Here is a 25,173-nt window from a genome sequence, read left to right on the forward strand (position 1 = left end):
TCGGCTCACTGGGCATCGCCCCCCTCCCCACGCGGGGAGGTGCGCTGTGCGGCGATCTCGTCGCGTAGGTAGTACAGCGAGTCGGGCTCACCGTCGTAGTGGGCGGCCAGCGTCGCTTGAGCGGCGGCCAGGAGGTTGGCGCGGCTGTGGCGGATGCTGGACAGTTCGGTTCGGAGCTGAGTGAGTTCGGCGATCAGCGTGCGGGTGTCGGCCAGAGCGGTGGCCAGATGCTCCCAGATCGATGCGTTGGCGGGGGCTGATCGTGTGAGCGCGTCGAGCAGGTGGGTGGCGGTGTGGTTGCGGGAGATGACCTCCTGGAGATCTGCGTGCGGGTAGGGGTGGCGTTGGGTCATTAGGCATCCCTCCTTCCGGTCGGAGACAGGGGTTAGTGGCCGGTGATCCAGCCGAGCGCGGCGCTGATCACACGGCGGATGTCGGGGGCCAGGGTGGTGGCGGCCAGCAGGAAGCCGAACAGCAGCGCGGCAAGGGCGTGCCAGAAGCGGAGTCCCAGATAGCGCCAGGCGATGAACACCACTGCGCCCACCAGGACGACGAGCGGAATGCTGATCGTCATGGGCTTCACCTCCTCTCCACGTGAGCGGTTTACGTGCAGTAGGACGGCGGTCAGATGCCGTCGTGCAGGGCCTTACGGCGGTGCCAGCGGGCACGGGCGCGGCACTTGACGCACCGCTTGTGTCCGGGCTGGACGGCAGCGCCGCATCGGCAACCGCTGATCAGGGAGTCGGAGAGGGCAAGCGTCATTGAGCTTCACCTCCTTCCGAGCAGAGGGGCTGACACTGACGGGCGTGGATGCCCAGGCGTGAAGCACGCGTGGCAGCGAGCGTGCGGCGGCGGTTCTCACAGCAGTTCGAGATCACCAGCGCGACGATCGCGATGAGGCACATCAGTGCCCCCGAGCGTGCAAGGCTTGGATGTGACGAGCGACGGTGGCGCGATCGCCGGCGCGGATGCTCACCACGACCCAGACGAACAGCACAGCGGTAGCGGCCAGGCCGACGAGTCCGGCGATTACCGCGATCATCACTGCTGCCCTTCCTCTGTGCCGAAGGGAGCCTTGCGGCGGTTCCAGCGACCACGGTTGGCGCACTTCCGGCACCGACGAGCGCCTTTGGCGGTCAGCGCACCACAGGAGCACTTGCCCCCGTAGATGTCGGCGGTGGGAGCGTCCGCATCAGCGTGGTCGGGAGTGACGGAGCCGTTGTAGGACATCAGCGCGTCGTACTCGGCGCGGGCCTGGTCGGAGATCGCCACCAGGCGATAACGCACATGACCGAACTCGATTTGCGCCGTGTAGTGTCCTGCGCGGTCCTGGACGTTGGCGTTCGTCGCGTCCGCGACGCGGTCGATCTCGGCGCACTGTTTGGTGTAGCGCCTGTTGGGCCCAGGGAACGCGATAGCGTCCAGCGAATACGGGGCTGGGATGTCTGGATGGTTCTCCAGGAAGTTCGCAAGCTCGCGAATCCCAGAAATCAGCGTTTCGCGGCGATTCCGTTCGGCGATTCCCATAAGGATCACTCCCTTCCGCATTCCGACTGTCCTTGCAAATGCGAAGGTAGGTCCGGAGGAAGGGGAGTCCCCATCACAAGCTGGGATCGTGCGATGAGAGGGATTTGATCTTGTGTTGAGATCAGTTATATCTGATCGTGAGATACGCCGCTGGTCGGAAGAGGCTGACCGAGACAGCGAAGACCCCCGACAGAGCTGGGGAACGAGCACACTGGGAGTGCTGACAGCTCTGCCGGGGGCGAGAGGGACGTGACGACGCGGGACGTGATCTCCGACGGCTAGAGAAGGGTCAACCGCGCCGCCACGTCGTCATTGGGGGGCGGATACTCCGGCTGACGATTGCTCGCGTAGCCGCTCACTAATACGGGCTCTCAGATAGCTGAAATAGAGGCTCTTTGCGTCATAGCCTTCAACGACATCATTCACGTCAAGCCAGAAGTGATCAAAGAAGGCAATCCTTGTGAGCGGCGGATGCTGCGCATCTGATCTGCCAAGAGCTATGGCGCGATCAATTATAGAGGCGCTTGTCTTCATTACTCGGGGGCCTGGGCCGCGATGCTATGAAGTTGTCCTGACCGCATGGAACTTGCCTTGAGTTCCTCGCGTCGCATTGCCACTCGCTGAGCTGTCGTCGCGGGGTCGTTCACGGGACTGAAGGCGTACACCCGACGTCCAGTTCTCGCCGAGATCTTGCCTGACCACCACGAATAGGCGGTGCCGTCCGTCCAAACGATGAGATCCACCCACACGGATAGGAGCGCCACCCTGTCGCCGACATGAATGTCAGCACCCACGCCCAGGTCGGAGAGAGCTCCACGTAGCCACTCCGCCGCTTGCGCCGCACTGTCCGGTCTCTTGCCGGGGTTGATCGCAGGAACGAGCATCCTTGCTCCCCACGTCGTCGCCTGATGTGTGGGGCGCGTTCTTGCTCCTAGGGGTCCTGACCTGCGCCTCACGTCGAGAGTGAGGCTCCCAAGTTGATGACCCCTAGCAAAACTCACCGTGATATCTCACGATGTGATGGACTGAGAGAGCTTCACCTTTCCCCCGCAGGCGGGCACTCACGGGAGCGGACGCACGCCATGGTGTTGGATCACGAGCAAGCCCGGCATGTTCTTGACGGCGTTTTCGCACGTCAAGACATGGATGATGTCTGCAAGCGGAGGGACGTAGGCGGCATTATCCGCATTCTCGGCAAGTACGGCGTCACTCAAGGGCAGATAGCAAGCCTCACGGGCATCGCCCAAGGGCGCATCAGCGAGTACAAGACGGGCAAGCGTATCCCGACCGCGAAGTCTACATTTGAGGCAATAGCGAACGGTTTGGGCATGCCTGCGCACTTGCGTCGCTCGCTGGGGCTGGCCCCCACGAACGGCGTCGATGGCGCTCAGGCTGCGAACGAGGGGATGCAAATCCCTACCGACACGTTCGACTTGCAGCTACTCGCCGAAGCGATCGGGAAAAGAGGTGAAGCGTTGAAGCGCCGCGAATTACTGGGACTCGTCGGCCAACTCGGCGCCGCAACCGCAATCGCCCAGAACGATGTCTGGGAAAAGGTGTCATTCGCGCTTACGAGGCCATCTGCCATCGATGAGGCGATCGTCCGGGAGATGGAAGCCAGGTCCGCAGGATTTCACCGCCTTGAGGAAATCCTTCCTGCACAGACCATCTACAAGGGACTTGCCGCGCACATTCGTGAAATCGGCACGATCCTCAACGGGACCACGATCGATCCGAAGGACGCACTGCGGACGCGCCTGATAGTCGCCGCTGGCGAGAGCAGCGTCCTTGCGGGATGGCTGGCCAGCGACATGGGGAGCGCGCCAACTGCACGACAGTTCTACGACACCGCCGAGAAGGCCGCTAAGGAAGCGGGAGATCCGAGCATTGTCGCGTGCGCATTCGGCTACCGCAGCTACATTCCAAGTGGGAAAGGCGCTCACGGACGTGCTCGCGCTCTGCTGGGCAGCGCGCTCGAACTGCTCTCGAAGAACGAATCGCCAGGGACTTTGGCATGGCTCGCCGCACGGCACGCAGAAGAGAGTGCGGCGCTGGGTGACAAGGAAACTGCCATCGCTTCCTGGGCGCACGCTCAGGAAGCGTTCGCAATCACCGATCCAGACGAGGATCGAGTGTGGACCCGATTCCTTGATCAGGACAGGTTCGACTCGTTCCACATCGCGACGTTCTCAAAAATCGGCAAGCTCGGCGAAGCTGAAGAGCTAGCGCGCAACGTAATTGCCCGCCTTCCGGAAGTGGATCGCAAACGAGCAGGCATCATTCTCGGCGACATCGCGACCGCTCACATCGTGCAAGGGTCGATTACCGAAGCAGCCAAGCTCGCGAAGGAGGGACTAGCTATAGCGCGCGAGACCGAGTCTGTCATCTGGCTGCCCAAGTTCGAGGAAATGGCAAAGTCGCTCACCCGATGGAGCAGGCAGCAACTCGTGCGGGAATTCCTAGAAGATATGGCTATGACGAAGCGTCAGTTCGGGTCGTCTCAGCGCTAATCCAATCGAGATATTCGGCGCTACCTGCAACTATCTCGGTGGCGATTATCTCGGGCGTCACGTAGCTGTGATTCGCTTTGATATAAGTCTCAAGTGCGGAGAACAGACCAGCCGTCGTCTTGATAACCAACTGCCACTCCATCTCATCTCGCTTAGACCCTTGCCACCAATAAATGGAACGGATTGGCCCAATGATCTGAGCGCCAGCCCCCAGCTTCTCCATAATGAGCCCATGAGCCAGCGTCGTTGCTTCTTCTGCTGTTGGTGCTGTTGTGAGTACCTGCACGTAGCCGGCCATTGCTGACATTCCCTTCGGGGCTTGCCTAGGTGATGGATTCTTTCGCTAGCGATGCACCTCGTCCACAAGATGCGTGCTGCAAGATGCATCGACTCCGGGATTCTCGGCGGCTTAACTTAGAACGTCTATTAGCTTAGTCTTAATCCAGTTGAATTCAGAATGTTCGCCAATGCTGTCGAACACCGCTTGCGGCATCTGGCATTCGCGGAGGAAGCAAATGACGAACAGCCAATAGGACGACTCTGCCAGGTAGTGGATTGTGCCTTGATTTATATGTGCATTCCGCCCGAGATGGTGGGCCACATTGTTTCTTTCATTCTTTACAACCTGACACCAGCGACTAACGTTGCCCGCCTGCCCAATAAATGGTTCACCCGCATAGCTAGCAAGCTCTTCAAGTCTCACTCGCAGTGGCATTTGGCCAGGATGAAAACACTGGCGATGCAACGCTTCCAGGGCAGCTACGCGGTTCAAGAGTCGATCGGACGCATACATTTTTTCGGAGTAACGGGTACCCATCACGGTACCCAGCAATCCGCGCCGCTCGGCCGCTTTCCCCATCCAGCGACGTAGCCCAGCAGTGCCATCAATATGATTAAAGGTGAACGGCATCTCTGATGGCGCAGGAGGGTTATTGTACGATTTCTCTTTTGCTTGCCAAGAGGCTATCAGGCTTAGTGGAATGGGAATGCCTGCTCCCGTGCTATCTTTTCGTGTGACATCCGGATGGTAGAGGTGGACCTGATCGAATGCGGCTGTGCGTCCCACTCCTATTGAAACCAAATCTTGAATGTCCCCCAGAATATCCATTAATTCAGAGAGTGGTGTAATGCGGTGTAGTTCCACCCCTACGCTAAAATTTTGCCCGATGTTTCGTTCGAGAGTGGTATCGCCCCGGATGCTCCATGTGTGTCGTATAGCTATTCTTCCGCCAATCATTTCAACGAGAAGGTCGTCGAGTTGTGTTAGCTCCACAGAGATTTTGTTAGGCTTCCCATGTGAGTCTGTTGACTCCCATGATTCCTTCAAGCCAGAGAGTTGCATCCAATAGGCTAGATTCTTTAGGCCGGTGGACGCGCCAATGAACTCGAATGCTTCACCTGGTTCAAAGTGTGCTCCTTCAAGAATTCTATTTACATAGAATCTCTCTTCTAGCGGCCCGTTCATACGAATTTGACGCCTGGTTTGAAAGCAATCTTCAAGCGTGTATGCCTTGCCTGCGGCTATTCCGAGAATCCGATACATGCCAGGATGGCGGCCGAAAGGTAGCACTCCCTCTCCCGGCTTATCTATTAGATCTAACCTTCCTCCGTCTTCTGGATCAAACCGGAGTATTCCTGGCACTGACCTATCTGGCGTCTCTGGCAACCAGAAGTGGCCTAGCTCTTCCAGTATCCCCAATGCGCCTCCTCGGTTGTGGGAATGATACTCTCCGGCACATCGCGGCGCATCCTCGCTGATAAGTGAGGCTATTGTGACAACAGGCCCACAGGGCCTGATTTAGTATCAAATGGGGCGCTCTTTCTTGCGGTAGTGCTGTCCAGGGAGGCGTACCTATGGGACGGTAGCGCGGTAGATCTATATCCTCTTGCTCAGCGAGGCGGGGGCCCTAGCGCTAGCCGTACGGTCCCGCAGGATGATCAACCTGCCGTCGATGGGCAACTCGTCGCGTCATGCGAGGGCACGTCGGAGCCCATCTATCTGCTGTGCCGTGTTCGAGTAAGCCTCGATTAGCTCCACCGACCAGCGGCGGTGTCCATCCGGACACCGCCGCTGTCGCGTTTCCCGCCGCGGCCGGAGATCGTGCGGACCTCCCTTCGGCCACCGGCACGGGCGCAGGGCCGTCAGACGCTCCCGTGACCGGCCCGCTCGCGATCCTCGCCCGGTCCGCTTCGGGTCTTCTGTCCGGCCCGCTTTCGATCTTCTCCGGCTCGCTTCGGGTCTTCTGTCCGGCCGGCCTTCGATCCTCTCCGGCCCGCTTGCGGCCTTCTGCCCGGTCTGCCTGCGCGCTCTCCTGCCGGGGTCCGCTCTGGTCCTCGTCGAGCCGCGTCTGCCGTCCGCGCTGAACGACCGGGAACGGCGGGCCGGAGCGACGCCGTGCCGCTTCCGTCCGGCCCCGGCCCCGGCCCCGGCCTCGGCCCCGGCCCCGGCCCCGGCTTCGGGGTCCTGCCGTCCTCGGGAGAGCGCTCCTTGGGAGAGCGCTGCCCCGGATCGTCAGGAGGGCGTCGCCGGCCGGGCCCGCGGGGGACGTGCGGCCCGCCGTTCGGGCATCCGGACGTCGCGCGGGCGGGCATGGTCGATGGCTAGCGGCGGGGGAAGACCCAGCGGTCCAGGAGTGTGAAGCGGATCGCGGTCATCGCCAGCGACGCGCACACCAGCGCCAGGCCCTCCGTCCAGCGCGGGCCCGCCCCGGTCACGACGATGGCGGTCGTGGTGACCGCGTAGTTCAGCAGGAACAGCAGTCCCGCGCGGGCGTGGGCGACGACCCGCCGGCCCGCGCGCCGGTTGAAGGTCCACCGCCGGTGCGCCTCGGTGTTGACGACCGCGGTGGCCGCCAGCGCGAGCAGGTTGGCCGCCTCGACCGGCAGGGCCGTCCGCAGCAGCAGGTAGAGGGACGCGTGGACGACGGTGGAGGCCAGCCCGACGAGCCCGAAGGACACCAGCCTGCGGACCAGCGCGATCCGGGCCGGTGGGGAGGGCGCGGGCGCCGGGTCGGGCGGCCGGGGCAGTTCGACGGTGGCCGCGCCCGAGGACAGGGCGCGCGCCACCCGCACCATGCCGCGCAGGTCGGCCCAGGCGGTGCGCCACAGGCGGACCTTGGAGTCGGCGTCCTCGGTCCAGTCGACGGCCACCTCGCGCACCCTGGCGCCGTTGTGTTCGGCGATCAGCAGCATCTCGGTGTCGAAGAACCACGCGTCGTCGGCGACCTTGGCCAGGATCGGTCGGATCACCTCGGCTCTGGCCGCCTTGAAACCGCAGGCCGAGTCGGTGAACCCGGCCCTGAAGCCCACCCTCAGCAGCCCGTTGTAGCCGCGGGAGATGACCTCCCTGCGGAAGCTGCGCCGGATGCGCGCCCCGCCGAGCAGCCGGCTGCCGATGGCGATCTCGCAGTGGCCGGAGACGACGGCCATGACCAGCGGGAGGAGGGCGGGCAGCTCCGTCGACAGGTCGACGTCCATGAACGCCACCACGTCGGCGCCGCTGGCCGACCAGCCCGCCCTGATCGCCGCCCCCTTGCCGACCGTCTCGAGCCTGACGGCGGCCACGCCGGGCAGGTCGCGTGACAGGCGGCGGGCCAGTTCCCAGGTGCCGTCCGTGCTGCCGCTGTCGACGATCGTGATCCGCCACGGCAGCGGGAAGGACTCGCGCAGGAACCGGTGCACGGTCTCGATACAGCCGGGCAGGGCGCGCTCCTCGTCGAGCACCGGGATGATGACGTCGACCGTGGTGGCCCTCGGGCCTCCGGGGACCCCGGCGGCCCCGGCGCCCCCGGTGGCGCCGTCGGTGACGAACGGCACCCCTTCCACGGTGGCGGTCATGGCCGCCGCCGGGCGCGGGCCATGAGGGAGACGCCGGGCAGGCCGGAGACGGGCAGGTACCGCTCGGCCATGACGACGGCGGTCAGCGCCAGGTTCACCGGCCCCGGCAGCGCCTGCAGGTCGCAGCCCGTCGCGTTGCGCCGGCGGAGGGCGGCGACGGGTCGCAGCAGCACGTTCCAGCTCCACAGGCGCTCGATCACCAGCCCGGAGCCCTCGATCACCTCGGTGAGGCCCTGGCGGGTGTAGCGGCGCACGTGCCCGAGCGCGACGTCGTGCGCCGACCACAGGCGCATGTCGCACGGCACGGCGATGAACGCGGTGCCGCCGGGCTTCAGCACCCGGGCGATCTCGGCCGCCGCGGCATGGTCGTCGTCGATGTGTTCCAGCACGTCCAGCGCCGTCACCAGGTCGAACTCCGCCTCGCCCAGGGGCAGCCCGCACAGGTCGGCCATGACGGCCGCGACGCCGCGCCGCCTGGCGTGGGCGACGGCGGTGCCGGACCGGTCGACGGCCAGGGCGTGCCAGCCGTACCGCTGGAAGACCCGGGTGTTGCCGCCGCCCGCAGCGCCGACGTCGAGGGCGCGTCCCGGACGTCCGATCCTGCGAAGCTCGCGGGCGAGGATGGCCCGCCGCTCCCGGTACCACCAGTGCCGGTCCTCAAGTTCTACTGCGCGCCTGATCTCGGCGGCTTCCATTGCTCTCCCAGTGGCGAAACCCGCGATTCCAGGCAGCATCCTGGCGGGTCGGAGCGGCACAATCCAGAGCAAAATGGAAATAGTCACTAATGTTGACTATTATGGCGGCAGGAACCTCGAGAGGAGTTCGTCATGTTCGTCGAACTGACCCGCTTCAAGGCCACCCGAGCCGCCGACCTGCTGGCCGCCCGGCCCGGGATGGAGGCCGACTTCGCGGCCGACCGCGCCGGCTTCCTCGGCGCCAGGCTCGTCCGCCTGGCCGACGACGAATGGCTCGACATCGTCGACTGGCGCTCGGCCGACGACTTCGCCGCCTCGCGCGCCAAGGGCGCCGACCTGCCCGGCATCGCCGCCTTCTTCGCCGCGATCGACGCACTGGTCAGCGACGAGCAGGGCGAGGTTCAGACCTTGGCCAGCGTCCGCAGGCCCTGAAGGAGCAGCGTCCGCTCCGCCCCGGTCAGCAACCCGTACGGCACCGCCGCCCGCAGGTTGGTGTCCCGCTCGACCGCCTCCCACAGCGGCCCCTCGCGCAGCGAGGTGACCTCCCCGGCGGTCAGGCCCGCCGCCTGCCACGCGGCGGCGTGCGCGTCGGCCCGGTGATAGCGGAACGCGGCAAGCCGGTTGAACAGCATCACCCCGCCGGGCACGCCCTCCGGCTCGTACGGCGGAGCCATCAGCTCCAGCGCCCCGCCCGGCATCCGCTCGGCCCCGTCCAGCAGCCTGCGGAGCAGCGCGGCGACCTCGGCCACGAGGCCCTCCCGCCCGCTCCACAGCAGGGCGGTGGCCTGCCCGTGCAGGTCGTAGAGCCCGTCGATGAAGGCCAGCGTGGCGGGCGTGGCGTGCAGCCTGCCGTGCTCGTCCTCGCGCAGGGCGCCCTGCCGCAGCTGTGCCGCCACCTCGTCGGCCTGTTCGCCGGCGGTGCCGTACCGGTAGACGGCCGCCAGCCCCGCGCGAGTGAGTGGCCGCAGCGGCAGCACGTACCGCTGGTCGATGAGGAAGCCGGCGCGCAGCCCGGACCGGCGCACGTACTCCAGCCCCTTGTCCCGCCTGGTGGCGTGCACGTCGATGTGGACGGCGTCGATCAGCGGGGCGATCGTCGCCGCATAGTCCGCAAGCTCCCGCATGGCGGACCATTATGGTGATCTGTCCGGGCGGATATCACCTCGATCACTACGATGAGTCGTCATGATGACAGCCGCGGTAAGCGTCTTACTCATGATCGCCGCTCCTGATCCGGTCACCGCGCTCAAGCAGCAGTTCGTCCCCGGCCAGGGGGTGCGCTTCACCGAGCGGGCCGAGACCGCGATCGACGGCGATCTTTTCAGCGTCAGCAAGCGCAGGGGCGTCGTGGAGTTCGACCGGTCGGGAGTGGTCGCCTACGACTTCCGCGCCAGGTCGGGGCTGGCCGAGGGGGTCGTCCGCACGATCGCCGCCGGCTCGGCCACCTACCAGCGGGGCGGCGTGATCGGCAAGAAGTGGGTCAGGTCGGCGAGCAGGCCGGGCGCGCGCACCCCCTTCTTCAGCCCCGTCCTCGTCCTCGACCCCGCCGCCACGAAGGCCATGCTCGCCACCAAGGGCATGATCACCGGCAGCGCCCTCTACCAGGCCTCGCCCTCCTACCGCGCCACCGTGGGCAGCGCGCAGCAGGCCCCGGCCTTCATCTTCTGGAAGCTGTCGACCGACAGCGCAGGACGGCCGGCCAAGCTGGTGACCCGATGGACCGAGCCGCCGGGCACGCTTGGCGACGTCTCCAAGAAGAGCACCATCCGCTTCTCCTCCTGGGGCCTTCCGGTGAAGATCGTGGCCCCGCCTTCCTCCTGACGGAGTACCCGGACCGTCAACTCCTGGAGGATGCCGCACCGGCCGCCGGCGGGCGATCGTGGGGGCACATCCGACGAAGGAGATCCAGATGACCACGCGCCCTTTCAGGTTCGGCGCCGTCGCGGGCCAGGCGCCCGGCGGCGAAGCATGGACGGGGCTCGCCCGCCGCGCGGAGCAGCTCGGCTACGACAGCCTGCTGATCCCTGACACGCTGGGCACGTTCGCGCCGTTCGCCGCGCTCGCCGCCGCGGCCGCCGCCACGACCCGGCTGCGTCTCGGCACCTACGTGCTCAGCGCCGCCAACCGTACGCCGGGCCAGGTGGCCTGGGAGACGCGCACCATGCAGACCCTCTCGGACGGCCGCTTCCAGCTGGGCCTCGGCGCGGGCCGTCCTGGCGCCGAGGCCGACACCGCCGTGCTCGGCGTCCCGTACGGCACGCCCGCCGAGCGCGTCGCCCGCCTCGCCGACACCATCGACGCGGTCGGGGACGTGCCGCTCCTCGTCGCCGCCGGAGGGGCCCGGCTGCTCCGCCTGGCCGCCGCCAGGGCCGACACCATCGCCCTCGCCCTGCCCGCCCAGGCCACCGAGGACGAGCTGGCCGCCAAGCTGGACGAGCTGTACGAGGTGGCGGGCGACCGCTTCCCCCGGCTCGAGATCAACCTCAACGTGGCCGCCATCGGAGACGAGCTGCCGCCATGGCTGCGGCAGCAGGTCGGCGGCGAGCCGCACGGTGTGGGATTCCTCAAGGGGACGCCCGAGGAGATGGCCGAGACCCTGCGCAAGCGGCGGGATCGCCTCGGCGTCTCCTACATCTCGATCAACGCCTACTACCTGGAGGCGTTCGCGCCGGTGGTGCGGATTCTCGCCGGTACCTGACAGAGGGTGGCAGGTATGGGCGGAAGGCTTGCGTCCATGACCGCACAAGGAAGCTTCGTCACGTTCGACTGGACCCCGCAGGAGCCCTACGACGCCGTCGACGGCGTCACGCTCGCCGTCGTCACCCTCGGCAAGACCTTCGAGGGCGACCTGAAGGGGTCGAGCACCGTCACCATGATCGTTTCATCGTCGGAGCACGACGTGTCCCGGTCCTACGTGGCGATGGAGCGGGTCACCGGCAGGATCGAGGATCGCGAGGGCACGTTCGTCCTGCAGCACAACGCGGTCAGCGACTCCGGCGATGACTCGCTCACCTGCACGGTCGTGCCGGGCTCCGGCACCGGGCGGCTGGCGGGCCTGCGCGGCGCGCTCCAGATCCACATCGCGCCCGACGGCGCCCACTCCTACGTCTTCGACTACGAGCTGCCCTGACCGCTCACCGCGCCAGGGCCACGACGGCGGCGACGAGTTCGGGCCCGTCGAGCAGGGCCCTGTCGTTGTGTCCCGCCCCCTCGACCTCGACCAGCGTGACCGGTCCACCGGCCGAGGCGGCCACCGCACGGCTCAGCTCGGGCGGGACGATCGTGTCGCGCGAGCCGTAGACGACGGTGGTGGGCACCCGTACCGACGCCAGCGGCCCGGCGACGGGCAGGCGGTCGCGCAGCAGCAGCCCGACCGGCAGGAACGGGTAGTTGTGCCGCCCCGCCGCCGTCAGATCGGTGAAGGGGGAGCGCAGCAGCAGGCCCACGGGCGGCTGCCGGACCGCCAGCGCGGTGGCGACGGCGGCGCCCAGGCTCTCTCCGAAGTAGATGACCGGCCCCTTCACCAGGGCGCGCGCGGCCAGCGCGTCGCGCAGCAGGCCGTCCTCCGACGGGGAGCCCGGATTGCCGCCGTAGCCGCGATAGTCCATGAGCAGCACGTCGAAGCCCTCGCGGGCCAGGGCGGCCGCCAGCGGCGCCCGGTGCAGGCGGTTGCCCGCGTTGCCGCCCGTCACCAGGACCGTCACCCCGCGGCGTCCGCCGGTGACGTGCCAGGCCGCCAGCGTGAGGCCGTCGGAGGTGGTGAACGTGACATCGTGGGCGCCGGGCAGGACCGACCGGGCGGACGGCACAGGGCCGGGGTCGGGCAGATAGATCAGATGGCGCTGGAACACCCACAGCAGGGCCAGCGCCACCGTGCCGGCCGTCAGGACGGCGAGCACGACCTTCATCACGTCAGGCCCCGGCGTCCGGTGTGGCTCACCCCTCCGATCCTGGTCGCCCGCGGCCTGTCAGTAAAGGTCCAGCGTGCGAGCGTACAGGCGCAGGAAGGCGCGCTGGGCCGCGGGGACGAGCGGCCCGCCGAGCCGGGCGAGCGGGCTCGCCGGCCGGCTGAACGCCGTGATCGTGACCTTGGCCCCGCCGCCGGGCAGGCGTTCGAGGAGGAAGCTCTCCTCGCCGCTGGCCGGATGGCCGGGCAGCGTGCCGTACGCCCAGCCGGCCCGGTCGGGCTCCTCGATCGTCCACACCACCCGGCACGGGGCGTGGAGCACGGCCAGCCGTACGGTGATCTCGACACCTGGCGCGGCGCGCGGCGCCGAGACGCGCGGGCGCAGGCCGAGGCGGCGGTGCGGCTGCCAGGTCATCAGCGCCTCCGCCGCGACCTCGAAGGGCGCCCTGAGCACGCGCGAGTGGCGCAGGTGGCGGTAACCCGCGGGCAACTCGCCGGTCAGTGTCGCGCCGACGTCGGGATAGGTGAACTCCATGACGGCCTCACATGGGGTCGAGCCGGCGCAGCGCGGCGACGGCGCAGAGGGCGAATCCGAAGGCGTTGCCGACGCCGTGCGTGGCGATCATCACCTCGATCGAGGGGTGCGGCAGGCCGGTGGCCTGGCCGAGCGCCCACGCCATGGCCAGCATCATGGTGACGGCCAGCACCGCGCCCGACAGCAGGAAGAGGCCGCGGAAGCGCCGCCACGCCAGCCAGCCCACCCACCACATGCCCGCCGTCAGCACCGCGGACCCGGCCAGCTCGACCCAGTCGCTTATGAAGTAGCCGCCGAGGACCAGCAGCGTGCCCGCGGGGACGGTCAGCGCCGCGACCCGCGACCCGGCCGCCCTGCCGACCAGCCCCGCCACCAGCGCGGCGGCGAACCCGGCGAAGTGGAAGTGCGCGACGGTCAGGGCGAGCAGTTGGGGAGAGTAGCCGAACAGCTGGTGGCCGCCGCGTTCGGCCACCAGCGAGACGGCGGCGACCGACGGTGTGGCCAGCGCGGTCGCGGCCGCGAGCCGGACGGGATCGGGTCTGCGCAGGCGGGGGAGCGCGTGCGCGGACAGGTAGAGGGTGGCCAGGCCGTACACCGCCGCAAGCGCGACGGCGACGGGGCCGCGGGGCAGCCAGAGCGACGCCGCACCCGCCGCGGCGCCGACGAGGAACGGCCAGGGCCGCACCTCCAGCAGCCGCAGGCCCAGGGGGATGACGACCAGCATGCCGAGGGTGACGATGACGCCGACCAGCGTGCTCAAAGCGCCTCCTCTTTTGAACGTGTTCAAAAGCAGGATAGACCGACCCCGTCAGCCGTGGCCCGCCGCCCCGGGATCACGCGCCGGGCGCTCGCGGCGGTCTCAGCGGGTGGCGCCGAAGGCCCGCCGGTAGGCCGACGGCGAGGTGCGCATGGCGCGGCTGAAATGGTGGCGGAAGGTGACCGGGCTCTCGAACCCGACCGCCGCCCCGATCTCCTCCACCGGGGCGCCGGTCGACTCCAGCAGCGGCAGGCTGGCCGCGACCCGCTGCGAGATCACCCAGCGCAGCGGCGAGGTGCCGGTCTGCGCCTTGAAGTGCCTGATGAACGTGCGCTCGGACAGGTGCGCCACCCTGGCCAGGTCGCCCACGGTGATCGGCTCGGCCAGGTGCGCCATGGTCCACTCCATCGCCCTGGCCACCGCGTCGTCGTCCTCCACCGCCGTCACGGCCGCCTGGATGAACTGGGCCTGACCACCCTCCCGATGAGGCGGGACGACCAGGCGGCGGGCCACGGCGTTGGCGACGTTCGCGCCGTGGTCGGTCCGGACCAGATGGATCAGCAGGTCGAGCCCCGCCGCGCTGCCCGCGCTCGTCAGGATCCGCCCGCCGTCGACGTAGAGCACGTCCGGGTTGACCCGCACCTCGGGGAAGCGCAGCTGCAGCAGGTCGGCGTACTTCCAGTGGGTCGTCGCCTCCCTGCCGTCGAGCAGGCCGGCGGCGGCCAGCGCGAAGGCGCCCGAGCAGATCGAGACGATCCTGGCCCCTCGGGCGTGGGCCGCCCGTAGCGCACCGACCAGCGCGGGGGAGACCTCGCCCCGCACGTCGGCCACTCCCGGCACGATCACCGTGTCGGCCCGGGCCAGCACGTCGAGGCCGTGGTCGGCGCGCATGCTGAAGCCGCCCACCACCCGCAGCGGCTCGGCGCTCTCAGCGCAGACCTTGAGGTCGTACCACGGCACCCGCAGCTCGGGCCGGGGCAGTCCGAAGATCTCCACGACGCAGCCGAGCTCGAAGGGCGACATGCCGTCGAAGGCCAGCGCGGCCACCGCGTGCGACCGGGCCGGGAGCGGAACCAGCATGGCTGGATCGTACGGCGTGCCTTCCTGGAGTCCGCGAGGGACCCGGCCATCGCCCACCTGCTGCTCGGCCTCGCCGGGGGGGATCCGGGCTGGACACCGCCCATCACGGATCGAACACGGATCATGCTCGCTTGCGTCACGCGCCCGGCCATGCCGCGGCCCTTCCCGTCGTAGGCGGTGGAGGTGGTTGGGATGAGACTCCGACCCTTGGTCGTGATCGCGATGTTGCTGACGGTGGCCGCCTGCGGGAGCGGTCCCGAGGGGTCGACGACGGCGACCTACGATCGGGCGGCGCCACGCGAGCCGTCCGGCGCGACCGCGTCCGCGGCCCCCCGGGCAAGCAGAGGCGGCGTCCACGAGAGCCCGGCCGGCAAGGCCGCCATGGCCACGCAGGAGAACGGCGGGGAGACCGACACCGAGGCGGCGCAGGTGTCCACGTTCGCGCTGGACGTCGACACCGCCTCCTACGGCTACGCCCGCCGTACCCTCGCCGAGGGCCGCTGGCCCGAGCCGGGGCGGGTGCGGCCCGAGGAGTTCGTCAACGCCTTCCGCCAGGACTACGCCCAGCCGCCCGACGACGGGTTCACCGTCCATGTCGACGGCGCGAGGCTGCCGGACGACAACACCGCGGTGCTCAGGGTCGGCCTGCAGACCAGGGCGGCCGACGCCGCCGCCAGACGGCCCGCGAACCTGACCTTCGTCGTCGACGTGTCCGGCTCCATGGCCGAGCCCGGCCGGCTCGACCTGGTGAAGCAGGCGCTGCACACGCTGGTCGACCAGCTCGCCCCCGGCGACCAGGTGTCGATCGTCTCCTTCAGCGACCAGGCCACGCTGGTGGCCCCGATGACCCCGCTGGCCGCCCGCGCCGACCTGCGCGCCGCCATCGACAGGCTCGCCGTCGAAGGATCGACCAACGTGGAGGACGGCCTGCTCACCGGCTACCAGGAGGCCGCGCGCGCCTTCCGCGCCGCCGCCACCAACAGGGTCGTGCTGCTGTCGGACGGCCTGGCCAACACCGGCAGCACCACCTGGCAGGCCATCCTCGACCGGGTCAAGGAGCACGCCGGCAAGCGGATCACGCTGCTGTCAGTCGGCGTGGGCAGGGACTACGGCGACGAGCTCATGGAACAGCTCGCCGACAACGGCGACGGCGCCGCCGTCTACGTGAGCACCCCCGAGCAGGCCCGCAAGGTCTTCGTCGAGCAGCTGCCCGCCACCCTGGAACTGCGCGCCCGCGACGCCAAGGCGCAGGTCGTCTTCAACCCGGCGGCGGTCGAGAGCTACCGGCTCGTCGGCTACGAGAACCGTGCGCTCGCGGCCGAGGACTTCCGCGACGACGCCAAGGACGGCGGCGAGGTCGGCCCAGGACACTCCGTCACGGCCCTCTACGCCGTACGGCTGCGCGCGGGCGCGTCCGGTCAGCTGGCCTCGGCCACCGTACGCTGGCAGGAGCCCGACACCCGCAGGCCCGCCGAGGCCACCGGCTCCGTGGCCGCCGCCGACCTGGGCGGCGCCCTGTGGAAGGAGGCGCCCTCCCGGCTGCAGGTCGACGTCGTGGCCGCCGCCTTCGCCCTGTACCTGCGCGACCGGGAGGCGTTCGGCATGGACCTGCCGACGCTGCGCGAGCACGCGGGCAGGCTGGCGGAGACGACCGAGGACCCCGCCGTGGCCGAACTGGCGGACCTGATCGGCCGGGCCGGCGCAGCCGGTTGACATCGTGGTGGCCTCGCACGAGTCCGCCATGCTGCCCTGGACCTGCCCGAGTCCGGAGAGAGCTGTCCTGCCGTCCCCGTGGTCGGTCCCGGCCCGGCCGGCGGCCTGCCGCGTGGAGGGGTGCCGTGACGGGCGCGCGACCGGCGCACGCTCGTCACGGGCGGGCGGTCAGCGCTTGCCGTACCGCTGGTTGAAGCGCTCGACCCGGCCCGCCGAGTCCAGCACGCGGTTGCGTCCCGTGTAGAACGGGTGGCTGGCCGAGGAGACGTCCACGTCGACGACGGGGTAGACGTTGCCGTCCGTCCATTCGACGGTCCTGCCGCTCGTCGCGGTGGAGCGGGTCAGGAAGGCGTAGCCGGCGCTGGCGTCCCTGAAGACGACCGGGCGGTAGGCGGGGTGCAGGTTCTTCTTCATCGTTCCTCCCTGAAGGTGACGTGGCGGCGGACGACCGGGTCGTACTTGCGGACGTGGAGCCGGTCGGGGTCGTTCCTGCGGCTCTTGGTGGTCACGTAGGTGTAGCCGGTGCCCGCCGTGGACCTGAGCTTGATCACGGGCCGCTGGTCGTTTCTGGCCATCTCACGTCTCCTCGCCATCGAAAATGGTAATCGTTGCAACTCGCGACACGCGGCCGGTATTCCCGTCACCGACCACCTCCGGAGTCCTATAGACTGGCTTCGCGCCGAGAGCGCAAAGGGGCTATAGCGCAGTTGGTAGCGCACCTCCATGGCATGGAGGGGGTCAGGAGTTCGAGTCTCCTTAGCTCCACCACCCACGAATGGCCGGTGAAACCATCACCGGCCATTCGCTATTCCATGGGATGATCGTCGGCGTGTCAGCCGGCCTCCCCCTGCGCCTCGCGCGTGCCGCGGTCTTCGCCGTGGTGTGCGTGCTCATGGGCGTGGTGGCGCACGTGGTGGCCGGAGGCCCCGTCGCGGGCCGCACCGCGGCGGTCGGCCTCGCGCTGTCCATGGCCGCGGGCCTGCCGATCGCGGGTCGCGAGCGCGGGCTGCGGGTGATCCTTCCGCTGCTGACCGCTGTGCAGGCCGTGCTGCACGTGATCTTCTCCACGGCGCACGCCCCCGACCCGGTCCAGGTGCTGACCGGTCACGCCCACGGCCTGACCCCGGGCTTCGGCATGCTGCTCATGCACGGCTGGGCCGTCGTCATGGTCGCCGTGTGGCTGGCCAAGGGCGAGGCCGCGCTGTGGGGGATGCTGCGCCGTCTCGGGGCGCGCCTGGTGCGCCTGCTGGCCGTCTGGCCGGCGATTCCCGGCCCGCGGCGCGCGTCGGCCGGCTTCGCCGAGCCTGCCGTGCTGCGCACGGCGATGCTCCATCGCGGGATCAGCGAGCGAGGACCTCCTCCGGCGAGGGCTCGATAACGCCATCCGGGCGGCCGATCAGGCCGGCCCGGCGCTCGCCGTACCCCGAAACCAAGGACGTTCATGTCTCGCTTCGCCATGCTCGCCGCCGCCTGCCTCATGCTGGCGGCCTGCGGAACCACCACCCCCACGGCGCGACCCCAGCCCTCCTCCTCCGCCGCAGCGGCCGAGGCCGGTTATCCGGTGACGATCAGGAACTGCGGCAAGGACTACACCTTCACCGCCGCCCCACGCCGCGTCGTCGTCATGAACGGCGGGTCGATCGGCGAGGTGTCCTCGCTGCTCGCCCTCGGCCTGGGCGACAGGATCGTGGCCAACGCCCAGTCCTACGGCGCCTCCGACGAGCCGGGCTGGGTCGAGGCGGTGGCCGCGCTGCCCAGCGGCGGCTTCAAGCGCACCAGCTTCAACGACATCCCGCGCGAGTCGATGCTCGGCCTGCGGCCCGACTTCGTGCTGGCCACCTCGGGGCGCCAGTTCGAACCGCGGGACGGCTTCGCCACCCGCGAGGAGCTGCGCGCGGCCGGCGCCGCCACGTACACCCCCGAGAGCACCTGCGGCGTCGGCGTCCGGCAGGACCAGTCGATCGAGGACAGCTACACCCTCCTGCGCCACCTGGGCCGCATCTTTCACGTGAGCGACCGGGCCGAGAAGCTGGTCGCCGAGTCCAGGCGCAGGATCGCCGCCGTCTCCGCCAAGGTCGCCGGCCGGCCCAGGCCCAAGGTGATGCTGATCATCCCCGGCATGAGCATGGGGTCGAACGCCTTCAGCTCCATCGGCGCCAAGGGCATCTGGAACGACATCTTCGCCAAGGCCGGCGCCGTCAACGCCTTCGAGCACACGTCCGACGACCTGTTCACCAACCTCAGCAAGGAGCAGGTCGCGGCCACGAAGGTCGACGCGGTCGTCATCGTCGACTGGCTCAACCCCGACCCCGACGCCGAGGCCAGGAAGCTGTTCGCCCAGTTCCCCCACTGGGGCAGGAAGTACGTCGTGCTGGCCGACTCGGCCTACGTGGCGCCGAACAACGCCACGGCCGTCGAGAAGATCGCCAAGGTCATCCACCCGGAGGCGTTCTGAGATGCGCCTGCCTCTGCTGCCCAGCGTGGTCGTCCTCACGGTCACGCTGGCCGTCGCCATGGTGGTGGCGGTCGGCATCGGCTCGGTGAACGTGCCGATCGCCGACACCTGGAACATCCTGACCGCCGGCACCGGCGGTGACCCGATCCAGGACCAGATCATCTGGGAGTACCGCCTGCCCAGGGTGCTGCTGGCGGCGCTCGCCGGAGCAGGCCTGTCGGCCGCGGGCGTGGTGTTGCAGGCGCTGGCCGGCAACCCGCTCGCCGACCCGCAGGTGGTCGGCGTCTCGTCGGGCGCCTCGGTCGGCGCCGTCCTGGTGATCACGTTCGGCGCCGGCGCGGCCGGCGGCCTCGGCGTCTCCTCGGCGGCCTTCGTGGGCGCGCTGGGCGCCGCCGTGCTGGTGTTCCTGCTCGGCCAGCAACGCGGCAGGCTCACCCCGACGCGGCTGGTGCTGGCGGGCGTGGCGGTCGGCTACGTCCTGCTTGCCGTCACCAGCTACATCCAGCTCCAGGCGACGCCGAACGAGCTCGGCGCGGTGATGTTCTGGATGCTGGGCAGCGTGGCCGGCGCCCAGTGGGACCAGCTCGGCCCGCTGGCCGCGCTGGTGGCCTGCTGCGGGCTGGTCCTCACCCTGTACGGCAGGCGCCTCAACGCCCTGGTCACGGGCGAGGAGTCGGCCACCGCGCTCGGCCTCGACGTACGGCGCGCCCGCGCGGGCCTGCTGGCCGCCTCCTCGCTGCTGGTGGGGGCGGTCATCGCGGTCGCGGGCGGCATCGGCTTCGTCGGCCTCATGATCCCGCACGTGGTCAGGCTGTGCTTCGGCACCGACCACCGCAGGGTCGTGCCCGTCTCGGCGCTGGTCGGCGCGGCCTACCTGGTGCTGGTCGACCTGCTGTCCAGGACCGTCGACGCGCCGAACGAGCTGCCGCTCGGCATTCTCACGGCGGTCTTCGGCGCGCCGTTCTTCCTGTGGCTGCTGCGCCGCGACCGGCAGGTGGCGGCGTCATGAGGCTGGTCGTCGACGAGGTCGCCGTGACGCTCGACAGCACTCCCGTGTTGCGCGGCGTGTCCGTCGAGGTGGGGCAGGGCACGATCGTGGGCCTGGTCGGGCCCAACGGCAGCGGCAAGTCCACGCTGCTGCGGACCGTCTACCGGTCGCTGCGCCCGCACCGCGGCGCGGTACGGCTGGGCGAGGCCGACGTGTGGGCGATGTCGGCGCGCGAGTCGGCCCTACGTACCGCCGCCGTGCTCCAGGACAACACCATCCCGGCGGGCATGACGGTCGCGGAGGTGGTGGAGCTGGGCCGGACGCCGCACAAGGGCGACGGGCGCGCGCCGGTCCAGGAGGCGATGCGGCGCACGGGGACGTTCGCGCTGGCGGGCAGGCCGTTCGGCGCGCTGTCGGGCGGGGAGCGCCAGCGGGTGCTGCTGGCCAAGGCGCTGGCGCAGCACCCGGTGCTGCTCGTGCTCGACGAGCCGACCAACCATCTCGACATCAGGGCCAGGTTCGAGCTGCTGGCGCTGGTGCGGGAGCTCGGCGTCACCACGCTCGCCGTCCTGCACGACCTGGACCTCGCGGTGCGCAGCTGTGACGCGCTCGTCGTGCTGTGCGACGGGCGCGTGGCCGCGGCGGGGTCTCCGCTCGACGCGCTGACGCCCGGTGTGCTGAGCGAGGTCTTCGGCGTGGTCGGGGAGGTGGCCGCGCATCCCGACGGTGTCGCGCGCATCACCTACGCGGCCAGTCCGCTGGCCGTCGACCTCGCGCGCGCCGAGCGCGCGGAGCGGGTGCGTTCCTAGGGAGGGCGCGGAGCGGCTGCGTTCCCACGGAGGGCGCCGAGAGCGTGCGTTCCTGGCGAGGGCGCCGAGTGGGTGCGTTCCCAGGGAGGGCGCGGAGCGGGGTCGCCCGCTCCGCGCCCCGGATCAGCGGGTCAGACTCGCCAGGTGGGCGCGCAGCGCGCGCGTCATGGTGCCGGCGTCCACGCGGTCGGGGTGCAGGACCGCCTGCACGGTCAGCCCGTCGATGAGCGCGCACAGCCGGTCGGTCTCCACCTCCAGGTCGGCGTCCTCGCGCAGGCGGCCGAGCGCGCGGGCGCCGTCCAGCACCCTGCGCACCAGGCGGCGCATGCCGTCGAAGGCCTCCTCGGCGTGCGGGCGCAGCTCGGGGCGGGTGCGCGCGGCGGTCGCGAACGCGAGCCAGATCGTGGCCTCGTCGCGCCGCCGCTCGTCGAGGGGGAGCAGCTCGGCCAGCATCGACTCGGCGACGGGCATGCGGTCGGTGGCGGCAGCCAGCCGCTCGACGTGCTCGAGCAGGCGCCGTTCCACCCGCTCGGCCATGGCCTGCATGGCGAAGACCATCAGCTCGGTGTGCCCGGCGAAGTAGTGCCGGACCGAGCCGATGGCCAGGCCCGCCTCCTCGGCCACGTTGCGGAGCGAGGCCTGCTCGAGGCCGTGGCGGCGCACGACGCGGAAGACGGCTTCCACGACCTCTTCGCGGCGGGCCTCGGGATCGACGATTTTCGGCACGTTGCCGTTATAGCACGCCTCTGCTAATTTATTTAGCATGACCATGCTAAATACTCTGCTGATCGTGGGACTGGTCGGCTACGTCGTGGTCCGGCGCCTGATCGGCGAGCCGCTGAACGCGCGCGACGTCTACGTTCCGCCCCTGGTCCTGACCGGCATCGGGATTCACGCGCTGTCCAAGGTCGCGCTGAGGCCGGTCGACGTGCTCTGGCTCGTCGCCGGCGGCCTGGTCGCTCTCGGCTTCGGCGCGCTCCGCGCCGCGACGACCGCGCTGTTCGAGCGCGACGGCGTGCTGTGCCAGCGCTACACCTGGCGCACCCTGGTCGTGTGGGTCGTCTCGGCGGCCGCCGGTCTCGGCGTGGGCATGCTGGCCGCCCGGTACGGCGTGCCCGCCCAGGCCCGGCCGATCCAGCTGTCGATGGGGGTGGGGCTGGCGGGGGAGGCGTTGGTGACGGCGGTCCGCGCCCGCGTGATCGGCGTGCCGTACGCGAGTGAGAGCACGCGGGGCGCCGCCACGTCGACGAGGACGCCTTCGCGATCCACTCCCCGATGAGCGGCCACTTCCCGGTGAGCGAGGTCAGACCCCGATGAGCGAGGCCAGCTCCCGTCAAGGGGGCCAGGGGAGGGTCGCGTCGCCGGGTCGGCAGGTCGCCGCGTCGACCCCGGGATTGTCGTGGCGGGGTCTTCTTGCGAAGTATCGCCACTAGGGCTGTCTGAACGTCTGCCGGTAGGCCAACGGGGACACGCCCACGGCGGAGTGCAGGTGCTGGCGCAGCGAGACCGCGGTGCCGAAGCCGGCGCGCCTGGCGACCTCGGCCACCGCCAGATCGGTGGTCTCCAGCAGGTGGCGGGCGTGTTCGACCCGCTGGTGGGCCAGCCACCTGGCCGGGCTCAGGCCGGTCTCCTCGCGGAAGCGCCTGGTGAAGGAGCGCACGCTCATCCGGGCGTGCGCGGCCAGGGTGGCCAGGTCGAGGGGGTCCTCCAGTCGCTCGAGCATCCAGCCCCTGGTCGCGGCGGTGCCGTTGCCGGACGGCTGGGGAAGCGGCCGGTCCACGAACTGCGCCTGGCCGCCCTCCCGCCATGGGGGCATCACGCAGCGGCGGGCCGTCCTGTTGGCCACCTCGCTGCCGTGGTCGCGGCGGATCACGTGCAGGCACAGGTCGAGCCCGGAGGCGACGCCGGCGGAGGTGAGCACGTCGCCGTCGTCGACGAACAGGACGTCAGGGTCGAGTCGCACCTTCGGGAAGAGGGCGCGGAAGCGGTCGGCGTTCATCCAGTGCGTGGTCGCGGGCCGCCCGTCGAGCAGCCCGGCCGCCGCCAGCACGAACGCCCCCGTGCAGATCGACATCACCCGCGGACGGTTCTGGAGGGCCGCGGCGATCGCGGGCGGGATCGTGCCCGAGCGCATCGTGGGCCCGCCGTGGACGCCGGGCACCAGCACGGTGTCGGCGCTGTCGAGGATGTCGAGGTCGTGGTCGGGCAGCACGCTGTAGCCCGCGTTCGTCCTGACCGGCGCCCGGTCGAGCGAGCAGGTCACCACCTCGTACAGATGGCTGCCGTCGCGGTCACGCGCGGCCCAGAAGACCTGGCCGGGGATGCCCAGGTCGAGCGGGGCGAAGTCGTCCAGGACGAGCACGGCGACGCGATGGGCCATGGCCCGATTCTTTCACATATTGGCTTTCCGGCCACTCACGGCTGATTCCAGTGACTGTGGATGATGGGCGGCATGAAAGTGCACCGCGCGTGGCTGGTGGCGGCGGTCGCCTTCGTGGCGATCATCGGCGCCGCAGGGTTCCGCGCCACCCCCGGCGTCCTGATCACCCCGCTCCACGAGGAGTTCGGCTGGTCCAGCGGCGAGATCTCGCTCGCCGTCTCCCTCAACCTCATCCTGTACGGCCTGACCGCGCCCTTCGCCGCCGCCCTCATGGACCGCTTCGGCATGCGCAGGGTCGTCTCCGCCGCGCTCACCCTGGTCGCCCTCGGCAGCGGCCTGACCGTCCTCATGGAAGCCAGCTGGCAGCTCGTGCTCTGCTGGGGCCTGCTGGTCGGCCTCGGCACCGGATCCATGGCGCTGGTGTTCGTGGCCACGGTGACCGACCGCTGGTTCGTCCGGCACCGCGGCGTCGTCACCGGCATCCTGACCGCCGCGGGAGCGACGGGACAGCTCGTCTTCCTCCCCGTCCTCGCCTGGCTGGCCGAGGGTCCGGGCTGGCGGGTCGCCTCCCTCACGGTCACCGGCTCGGCGCTGCTGGTCGTGCCCCTGGTGTGGGTGTTCCTGCGCGACCACCCCGCCGACGTGGGCACCACCGCGCTCGGCGCCGCCACCGCCGTCCGGCCCGAACCGCCGAAGGTCAACGCCGCGGTCAGGGCACTGACCGTGCTGCGCTCGGCGGCCGGCACGCGCGCCTTCTGGTTCCTGGCCGGCGGTTTCGCCATCTGCGGCGCCAGCACCAACGGGCTGGTCGGCACCCACTTCATCCCCGCCGCGCACGACCACGGCATGCCCCAGGCCACCGCGGCCGGGCTGCTCGCCCTCGTCGGCGTCTTCGACGTCGTCGGCACCGTCGCCTCCGGCTGGCTGAGCGACAAGGTCGACCCGAAGATGCTGCTCGGCGTCTACTACGGGCTGCGCGGCCTGTCGCTCATGGTGCTGCCCGGCCTGTTCGCCGCCACGACCGAGCCGAGCATGCTGCTGTTCGTGGTCTTCTACGGCCTGGACTGGGTGGCGACCGTACCGCCCACGGTGGCGCTGTGCCGGCGGATCTACGGCGCGGACGGCGCCGTCGTGTTCGGCTGGGTGTTCGCCTCCCACCAGGTGGGAGCCGCCATCGCGGCGGTCGGCGCCGGCCTGACCCGCGACCACCTGGGCGCCTACGACCTGGCCTGGTACGTCGCCGGCGCGCTGTGCCTCGTGGCGGCGGCCATGTCCGTGGCCATCTCGTCGCGAGCCGCGCTGCCCGCCATACGGCATGCTGGAGCCCATGATGGTGCTCCCGCTGGTGGTCAGGATCGAACGGGCCACCCCTCCCGAGCGCACTGACGCGCTCGAAGCGACCGCCATGGCCGTGCTCGACCTGCTCGCCGACCCCGGCGAGTGGTCAGGGGAACTGGAGGCCTGGCAGTCGACCGGCCGGATCCGCAAGGTGGTGCGCAGGGCGCGCGGCGCCGAATGGCGCAGGGCGCTGGCGCTGCCCGGCCGCATGATCGAGCACCGCACTGCGCAGGTGCGCGTCTACCCGCCCGTCCCGCTGGACGACTGGCCGAAGGACCTGGCCAGGCTGCAGGTCGGCGGCACCGAGCTGGCCGACTCCGACGGGCCGGGCCCCGCCGAGCCGCCGGTGCTGTGGGAGAACCCCGCGCTGGAGATGTCGGCGGGTAAGGCGATGGCGCAGGCGGGCCATGCCGCCCAGCTGGCCTGGTGGGCCAGCTCCCCCGAGCAGCGGGCGGCCTGGCGCGCCCAGGGCCTGCGCGTGTCGGTACGGCCGGCCGCCGACTTCGACGCCCTGGCCGGCAGCGGGCTGCCCGTCGTGCGCGACGCGGGGTTCACCGAGATCGCGCCGGGGTCGTGCACGTTCGTGGCCGACGTGCCGTGGCTGCGGGTCAGGTCGTGAACCCGGGCCGGTCCAGGCTGTGG

The 25,173-nt window shown here is 69.8% G+C and carries 29 protein-coding genes and 1 tRNA gene; 14 read left to right on the top strand and 16 right to left on the bottom strand.

What is annotated here, in order from left to right; translation table 11 throughout:
* Positions 1-5: 5 nt before the first annotated feature.
* The 3 genes from ACWENQ_RS39790 to ACWENQ_RS39800 all read right to left on the bottom strand — a co-directional run bounded on the left by ACWENQ_RS39790 (position 6) and on the right by ACWENQ_RS39800 (position 1,527).
* On the bottom strand, positions 6-353 hold the full coding sequence (locus ACWENQ_RS39790; protein WP_452418883.1) for a hypothetical protein: 348 nt from the start codon (positions 351-353) through the stop codon (positions 6-8).
* 32 nt (positions 354-385) lie between these two features.
* Complete coding sequence (locus tag ACWENQ_RS39795) at positions 386-574, bottom strand: hypothetical protein (protein WP_452418885.1); 189 nt, start codon at positions 572-574, stop codon at positions 386-388.
* Between the two features lie 467 nt (positions 575-1,041).
* Entirely contained in the window at positions 1,042-1,527 is a 486-nt protein-coding gene (locus tag ACWENQ_RS39800) for a hypothetical protein (RefSeq protein WP_452418887.1), read from the bottom strand.
* A gap of 1,082 nt (positions 1,528-2,609) precedes the next feature.
* Between ACWENQ_RS39800 and ACWENQ_RS39805 the strand changes: the two genes are divergently transcribed.
* A complete protein-coding gene (locus ACWENQ_RS39805) occupies positions 2,610-4,037 on the top strand; it encodes a helix-turn-helix domain-containing protein (RefSeq protein WP_452418889.1) in 1,428 nt (475 codons plus the stop codon).
* Here ACWENQ_RS39805 and cutA read toward each other — a convergent pair.
* The 4 genes from cutA to ACWENQ_RS39825 all read right to left on the bottom strand — a co-directional run bounded on the left by cutA (position 4,000) and on the right by ACWENQ_RS39825 (position 8,569).
* A complete protein-coding gene (cutA, locus tag ACWENQ_RS39810) occupies positions 4,000-4,335 on the bottom strand; it encodes a divalent-cation tolerance protein CutA (protein WP_452418891.1) in 336 nt (111 codons plus the stop codon). The genes ACWENQ_RS39805 and cutA overlap by 38 nt on opposite strands.
* A gap of 111 nt (positions 4,336-4,446) precedes the next feature.
* Positions 4,447-5,736 carry an ApeA N-terminal domain 1-containing protein gene (locus ACWENQ_RS39815; protein WP_452418892.1) on the bottom strand — a complete coding sequence of 430 codons (1,290 nt, stop codon included), beginning with the start codon at positions 5,734-5,736 and terminating at the stop codon, positions 4,447-4,449.
* Positions 5,737-6,638: 902 nt separating this feature from the next.
* Positions 6,639-7,874: a glycosyltransferase gene (locus ACWENQ_RS39820; protein ID WP_452418894.1), complete on the bottom strand. Its 1,236-nt coding sequence runs from the start codon at positions 7,872-7,874 to the stop codon at positions 6,639-6,641.
* Complete coding sequence (locus ACWENQ_RS39825; RefSeq protein WP_354916493.1) at positions 7,871-8,569, bottom strand: class I SAM-dependent methyltransferase; 699 nt, start codon at positions 8,567-8,569, stop codon at positions 7,871-7,873. The genes ACWENQ_RS39820 and ACWENQ_RS39825 overlap by 4 nt, the downstream gene beginning before the upstream one ends.
* 132 nt (positions 8,570-8,701) lie before the next feature.
* On the opposite strand from ACWENQ_RS39825, the gene ACWENQ_RS39830 reads away from it, so the two are divergent.
* Positions 8,702-9,001, top strand: coding sequence for a hypothetical protein (locus tag ACWENQ_RS39830; RefSeq protein ID WP_449931365.1), 300 nt, complete (start codon positions 8,702-8,704; stop codon positions 8,999-9,001).
* On the opposite strand, the gene ACWENQ_RS39835 is transcribed toward ACWENQ_RS39830, so the two are convergent.
* Positions 8,971-9,693 carry a hypothetical protein gene (locus tag ACWENQ_RS39835; RefSeq protein WP_452418896.1) on the bottom strand — a complete coding sequence of 241 codons (723 nt, stop codon included), beginning with the start codon at positions 9,691-9,693 and terminating at the stop codon, positions 8,971-8,973. The two genes, ACWENQ_RS39830 and ACWENQ_RS39835, sit on opposite strands and share 31 nt — an antisense overlap.
* A 91-nt stretch (positions 9,694-9,784) precedes the next feature.
* Here ACWENQ_RS39835 and ACWENQ_RS39840 point away from each other — a divergent pair, with 91 nt between their 5' ends.
* The 3 genes from ACWENQ_RS39840 (at position 9,785) to ACWENQ_RS39850 (ending at position 11,699) form a co-directional block, all read left to right on the top strand.
* Entirely contained in the window at positions 9,785-10,390 is a 606-nt protein-coding gene (locus ACWENQ_RS39840) for a hypothetical protein (protein WP_452418897.1), read from the top strand.
* An 88-nt stretch (positions 10,391-10,478) separates the two neighbouring features.
* Positions 10,479-11,267 carry an LLM class flavin-dependent oxidoreductase gene (locus ACWENQ_RS39845; RefSeq protein WP_452418898.1) on the top strand — a complete coding sequence of 263 codons (789 nt, stop codon included), beginning with the start codon at positions 10,479-10,481 and terminating at the stop codon, positions 11,265-11,267.
* 36 nt (positions 11,268-11,303) lie between these two features.
* Positions 11,304-11,699: a DUF3224 domain-containing protein gene (locus ACWENQ_RS39850; RefSeq protein ID WP_354916507.1), complete on the top strand. Its 396-nt coding sequence runs from the start codon at positions 11,304-11,306 to the stop codon at positions 11,697-11,699.
* A gap of 4 nt (positions 11,700-11,703) precedes the next feature.
* On the opposite strand, the gene ACWENQ_RS39855 is transcribed toward ACWENQ_RS39850, so the two are convergent.
* From ACWENQ_RS39855 to ftrA, 4 genes are all read right to left on the bottom strand, one after another.
* On the bottom strand, positions 11,704-12,477 hold the full coding sequence (locus ACWENQ_RS39855) for an alpha/beta hydrolase (RefSeq protein WP_452418900.1): 774 nt from the start codon (positions 12,475-12,477) through the stop codon (positions 11,704-11,706).
* Between the two features lie 60 nt (positions 12,478-12,537).
* A complete protein-coding gene (locus tag ACWENQ_RS39860) occupies positions 12,538-13,011 on the bottom strand; it encodes a DUF1990 family protein (RefSeq protein WP_452418901.1) in 474 nt (157 codons plus the stop codon).
* A gap of 7 nt (positions 13,012-13,018) precedes the next feature.
* A complete protein-coding gene (locus tag ACWENQ_RS39865) occupies positions 13,019-13,771 on the bottom strand; it encodes a YndJ family protein (protein WP_449931353.1) in 753 nt (250 codons plus the stop codon).
* Between the two features lie 99 nt (positions 13,772-13,870).
* Positions 13,871-14,848: a transcriptional regulator FtrA gene (ftrA, locus tag ACWENQ_RS39870; RefSeq protein ID WP_452418902.1), complete on the bottom strand. Its 978-nt coding sequence runs from the start codon at positions 14,846-14,848 to the stop codon at positions 13,871-13,873.
* A gap of 192 nt (positions 14,849-15,040) precedes the next feature.
* Here ftrA and ACWENQ_RS39875 point away from each other — a divergent pair, with 192 nt between their 5' ends.
* Complete coding sequence (locus ACWENQ_RS39875; RefSeq protein WP_452418904.1) at positions 15,041-16,561, top strand: YfbK domain-containing protein; 1,521 nt, start codon at positions 15,041-15,043, stop codon at positions 16,559-16,561.
* Positions 16,562-16,729: 168 nt separating this feature from the next.
* Here the strand turns inward: ACWENQ_RS39875 and ACWENQ_RS39880 are convergent, their stop codons facing one another.
* Both ACWENQ_RS39880 and rpmG read right to left on the bottom strand, forming a co-directional pair.
* Positions 16,730-16,975, bottom strand: coding sequence for a type B 50S ribosomal protein L31 (locus tag ACWENQ_RS39880; protein ID WP_452418905.1), 246 nt, complete (start codon positions 16,973-16,975; stop codon positions 16,730-16,732).
* The gene (gene rpmG / locus ACWENQ_RS39885; RefSeq protein WP_452418906.1) at positions 16,972-17,136 is read right to left on the bottom strand and encodes a 50S ribosomal protein L33; all 165 of its coding nucleotides are present in this window, start codon (positions 17,134-17,136) and stop codon (positions 16,972-16,974) included. Before rpmG ends, ACWENQ_RS39880 begins: the two co-directional genes overlap by 4 nt.
* Before the next feature lie 117 nt (positions 17,137-17,253).
* On the opposite strand from rpmG, the gene ACWENQ_RS39890 reads away from it, so the two are divergent.
* From ACWENQ_RS39890 to ACWENQ_RS39910, 5 genes are all read left to right on the top strand, one after another.
* A tRNA-Ala gene (locus tag ACWENQ_RS39890) sits at positions 17,254-17,329 on the top strand.
* A 61-nt stretch (positions 17,330-17,390) separates the two neighbouring features.
* On the top strand, positions 17,391-17,939 hold the full coding sequence (locus ACWENQ_RS39895) for an MFS transporter (RefSeq protein ID WP_452418907.1): 549 nt from the start codon (positions 17,391-17,393) through the stop codon (positions 17,937-17,939).
* A 63-nt stretch (positions 17,940-18,002) separates the two neighbouring features.
* A complete protein-coding gene (locus tag ACWENQ_RS39900; RefSeq protein WP_452418909.1) occupies positions 18,003-19,016 on the top strand; it encodes an ABC transporter substrate-binding protein in 1,014 nt (337 codons plus the stop codon).
* Position 19,017: 1 nt separating this feature from the next.
* Positions 19,018-20,025: a FecCD family ABC transporter permease gene (locus ACWENQ_RS39905; RefSeq protein WP_449931339.1), complete on the top strand. Its 1,008-nt coding sequence runs from the start codon at positions 19,018-19,020 to the stop codon at positions 20,023-20,025.
* The gene (locus ACWENQ_RS39910) at positions 20,022-20,813 is read left to right on the top strand and encodes an ABC transporter ATP-binding protein (RefSeq protein ID WP_452418911.1); all 792 of its coding nucleotides are present in this window, start codon (positions 20,022-20,024) and stop codon (positions 20,811-20,813) included. The genes ACWENQ_RS39905 and ACWENQ_RS39910 overlap by 4 nt, the downstream gene beginning before the upstream one ends.
* Before the next feature lie 123 nt (positions 20,814-20,936).
* On the opposite strand, the gene ACWENQ_RS39915 is transcribed toward ACWENQ_RS39910, so the two are convergent.
* Positions 20,937-21,539 carry a TetR/AcrR family transcriptional regulator gene (locus ACWENQ_RS39915; RefSeq protein ID WP_452418913.1) on the bottom strand — a complete coding sequence of 201 codons (603 nt, stop codon included), beginning with the start codon at positions 21,537-21,539 and terminating at the stop codon, positions 20,937-20,939.
* 37 nt (positions 21,540-21,576) lie between these two features.
* On the opposite strand from ACWENQ_RS39915, the gene ACWENQ_RS39920 reads away from it, so the two are divergent.
* Complete coding sequence (locus ACWENQ_RS39920; protein WP_452418914.1) at positions 21,577-22,092, top strand: hypothetical protein; 516 nt, start codon at positions 21,577-21,579, stop codon at positions 22,090-22,092.
* 150 nt (positions 22,093-22,242) lie between these two features.
* Here ACWENQ_RS39920 and ACWENQ_RS39925 read toward each other — a convergent pair whose 3' ends face one another.
* Positions 22,243-23,193, bottom strand: a complete 951-nt coding sequence (locus ACWENQ_RS39925; protein ID WP_452418916.1) for a GlxA family transcriptional regulator — start codon at positions 23,191-23,193, stop codon at positions 22,243-22,245.
* Between the two features lie 63 nt (positions 23,194-23,256).
* Between ACWENQ_RS39925 and ACWENQ_RS39930 the strand changes: the two genes are divergently transcribed.
* The gene (locus ACWENQ_RS39930) at positions 23,257-24,579 is read left to right on the top strand and encodes an MFS transporter (protein WP_452418951.1); all 1,323 of its coding nucleotides are present in this window, start codon (positions 23,257-23,259) and stop codon (positions 24,577-24,579) included.
* On the top strand, positions 24,521-25,150 hold the full coding sequence (locus ACWENQ_RS39935; protein WP_354916568.1) for an aminoacyl-tRNA hydrolase: 630 nt from the start codon (positions 24,521-24,523) through the stop codon (positions 25,148-25,150). Before ACWENQ_RS39930 ends, ACWENQ_RS39935 begins: the two co-directional genes overlap by 59 nt.
* Positions 25,151-25,173: the final 23 nt, after the last annotated feature.

This window comes from Nonomuraea sp. NPDC004354 (assembly GCF_053602555.1).

Coding starts and splice junctions, on each gene's coding strand:
- ACWENQ_RS39935 (WP_354916568.1), top strand. CDS start 24,521: ATGATGGTGCTCCCGCTGGTGGTCAGGATCGAACGGGCCACCCCTCCC.
- cutA (WP_452418891.1), bottom strand. CDS start 4,335: ATGGCCGGCTACGTGCAGGTACTCACAACAGCACCAACAGCAGAAGAA.
- ACWENQ_RS39905 (WP_449931339.1), top strand. CDS start 19,018: ATGCGCCTGCCTCTGCTGCCCAGCGTGGTCGTCCTCACGGTCACGCTG.
- rpmG (WP_452418906.1), bottom strand. CDS start 17,136: ATGGCCAGAAACGACCAGCGGCCCGTGATCAAGCTCAGGTCCACGGCG.
- ACWENQ_RS39860 (WP_452418901.1), bottom strand. CDS start 13,011: ATGGAGTTCACCTATCCCGACGTCGGCGCGACACTGACCGGCGAGTTG.
- ACWENQ_RS39910 (WP_452418911.1), top strand. CDS start 20,022: ATGAGGCTGGTCGTCGACGAGGTCGCCGTGACGCTCGACAGCACTCCC.
- ACWENQ_RS39845 (WP_452418898.1), top strand. CDS start 10,479: ATGACCACGCGCCCTTTCAGGTTCGGCGCCGTCGCGGGCCAGGCGCCC.
- ACWENQ_RS39880 (WP_452418905.1), bottom strand. CDS start 16,975: ATGAAGAAGAACCTGCACCCCGCCTACCGCCCGGTCGTCTTCAGGGAC.
- ACWENQ_RS39850 (WP_354916507.1), top strand. CDS start 11,304: ATGACCGCACAAGGAAGCTTCGTCACGTTCGACTGGACCCCGCAGGAG.
- ACWENQ_RS39820 (WP_452418894.1), bottom strand. CDS start 7,874: ATGACCGCCACCGTGGAAGGGGTGCCGTTCGTCACCGACGGCGCCACC.
- ACWENQ_RS39900 (WP_452418909.1), top strand. CDS start 18,003: ATGTCTCGCTTCGCCATGCTCGCCGCCGCCTGCCTCATGCTGGCGGCC.
- ACWENQ_RS39795 (WP_452418885.1), bottom strand. CDS start 574: ATGACGATCAGCATTCCGCTCGTCGTCCTGGTGGGCGCAGTGGTGTTC.
- ACWENQ_RS39805 (WP_452418889.1), top strand. CDS start 2,610: ATGGTGTTGGATCACGAGCAAGCCCGGCATGTTCTTGACGGCGTTTTC.
- ACWENQ_RS39875 (WP_452418904.1), top strand. CDS start 15,041: ATGAGACTCCGACCCTTGGTCGTGATCGCGATGTTGCTGACGGTGGCC.
- ACWENQ_RS39830 (WP_449931365.1), top strand. CDS start 8,702: ATGTTCGTCGAACTGACCCGCTTCAAGGCCACCCGAGCCGCCGACCTG.
- ftrA (WP_452418902.1), bottom strand. CDS start 14,848: ATGCTGGTTCCGCTCCCGGCCCGGTCGCACGCGGTGGCCGCGCTGGCC.
- ACWENQ_RS39800 (WP_452418887.1), bottom strand. CDS start 1,527: ATGGGAATCGCCGAACGGAATCGCCGCGAAACGCTGATTTCTGGGATT.
- ACWENQ_RS39855 (WP_452418900.1), bottom strand. CDS start 12,477: ATGAAGGTCGTGCTCGCCGTCCTGACGGCCGGCACGGTGGCGCTGGCC.
- ACWENQ_RS39835 (WP_452418896.1), bottom strand. CDS start 9,693: ATGCGGGAGCTTGCGGACTATGCGGCGACGATCGCCCCGCTGATCGAC.
- ACWENQ_RS39930 (WP_452418951.1), top strand. CDS start 23,257: ATGGGCGGCATGAAAGTGCACCGCGCGTGGCTGGTGGCGGCGGTCGCC.
- ACWENQ_RS39920 (WP_452418914.1), top strand. CDS start 21,577: ATGACCATGCTAAATACTCTGCTGATCGTGGGACTGGTCGGCTACGTC.
- ACWENQ_RS39825 (WP_354916493.1), bottom strand. CDS start 8,569: ATGGAAGCCGCCGAGATCAGGCGCGCAGTAGAACTTGAGGACCGGCAC.
- ACWENQ_RS39925 (WP_452418916.1), bottom strand. CDS start 23,193: ATGGCCCATCGCGTCGCCGTGCTCGTCCTGGACGACTTCGCCCCGCTC.
- ACWENQ_RS39840 (WP_452418897.1), top strand. CDS start 9,785: ATGATCGCCGCTCCTGATCCGGTCACCGCGCTCAAGCAGCAGTTCGTC.
- ACWENQ_RS39790 (WP_452418883.1), bottom strand. CDS start 353: ATGACCCAACGCCACCCCTACCCGCACGCAGATCTCCAGGAGGTCATC.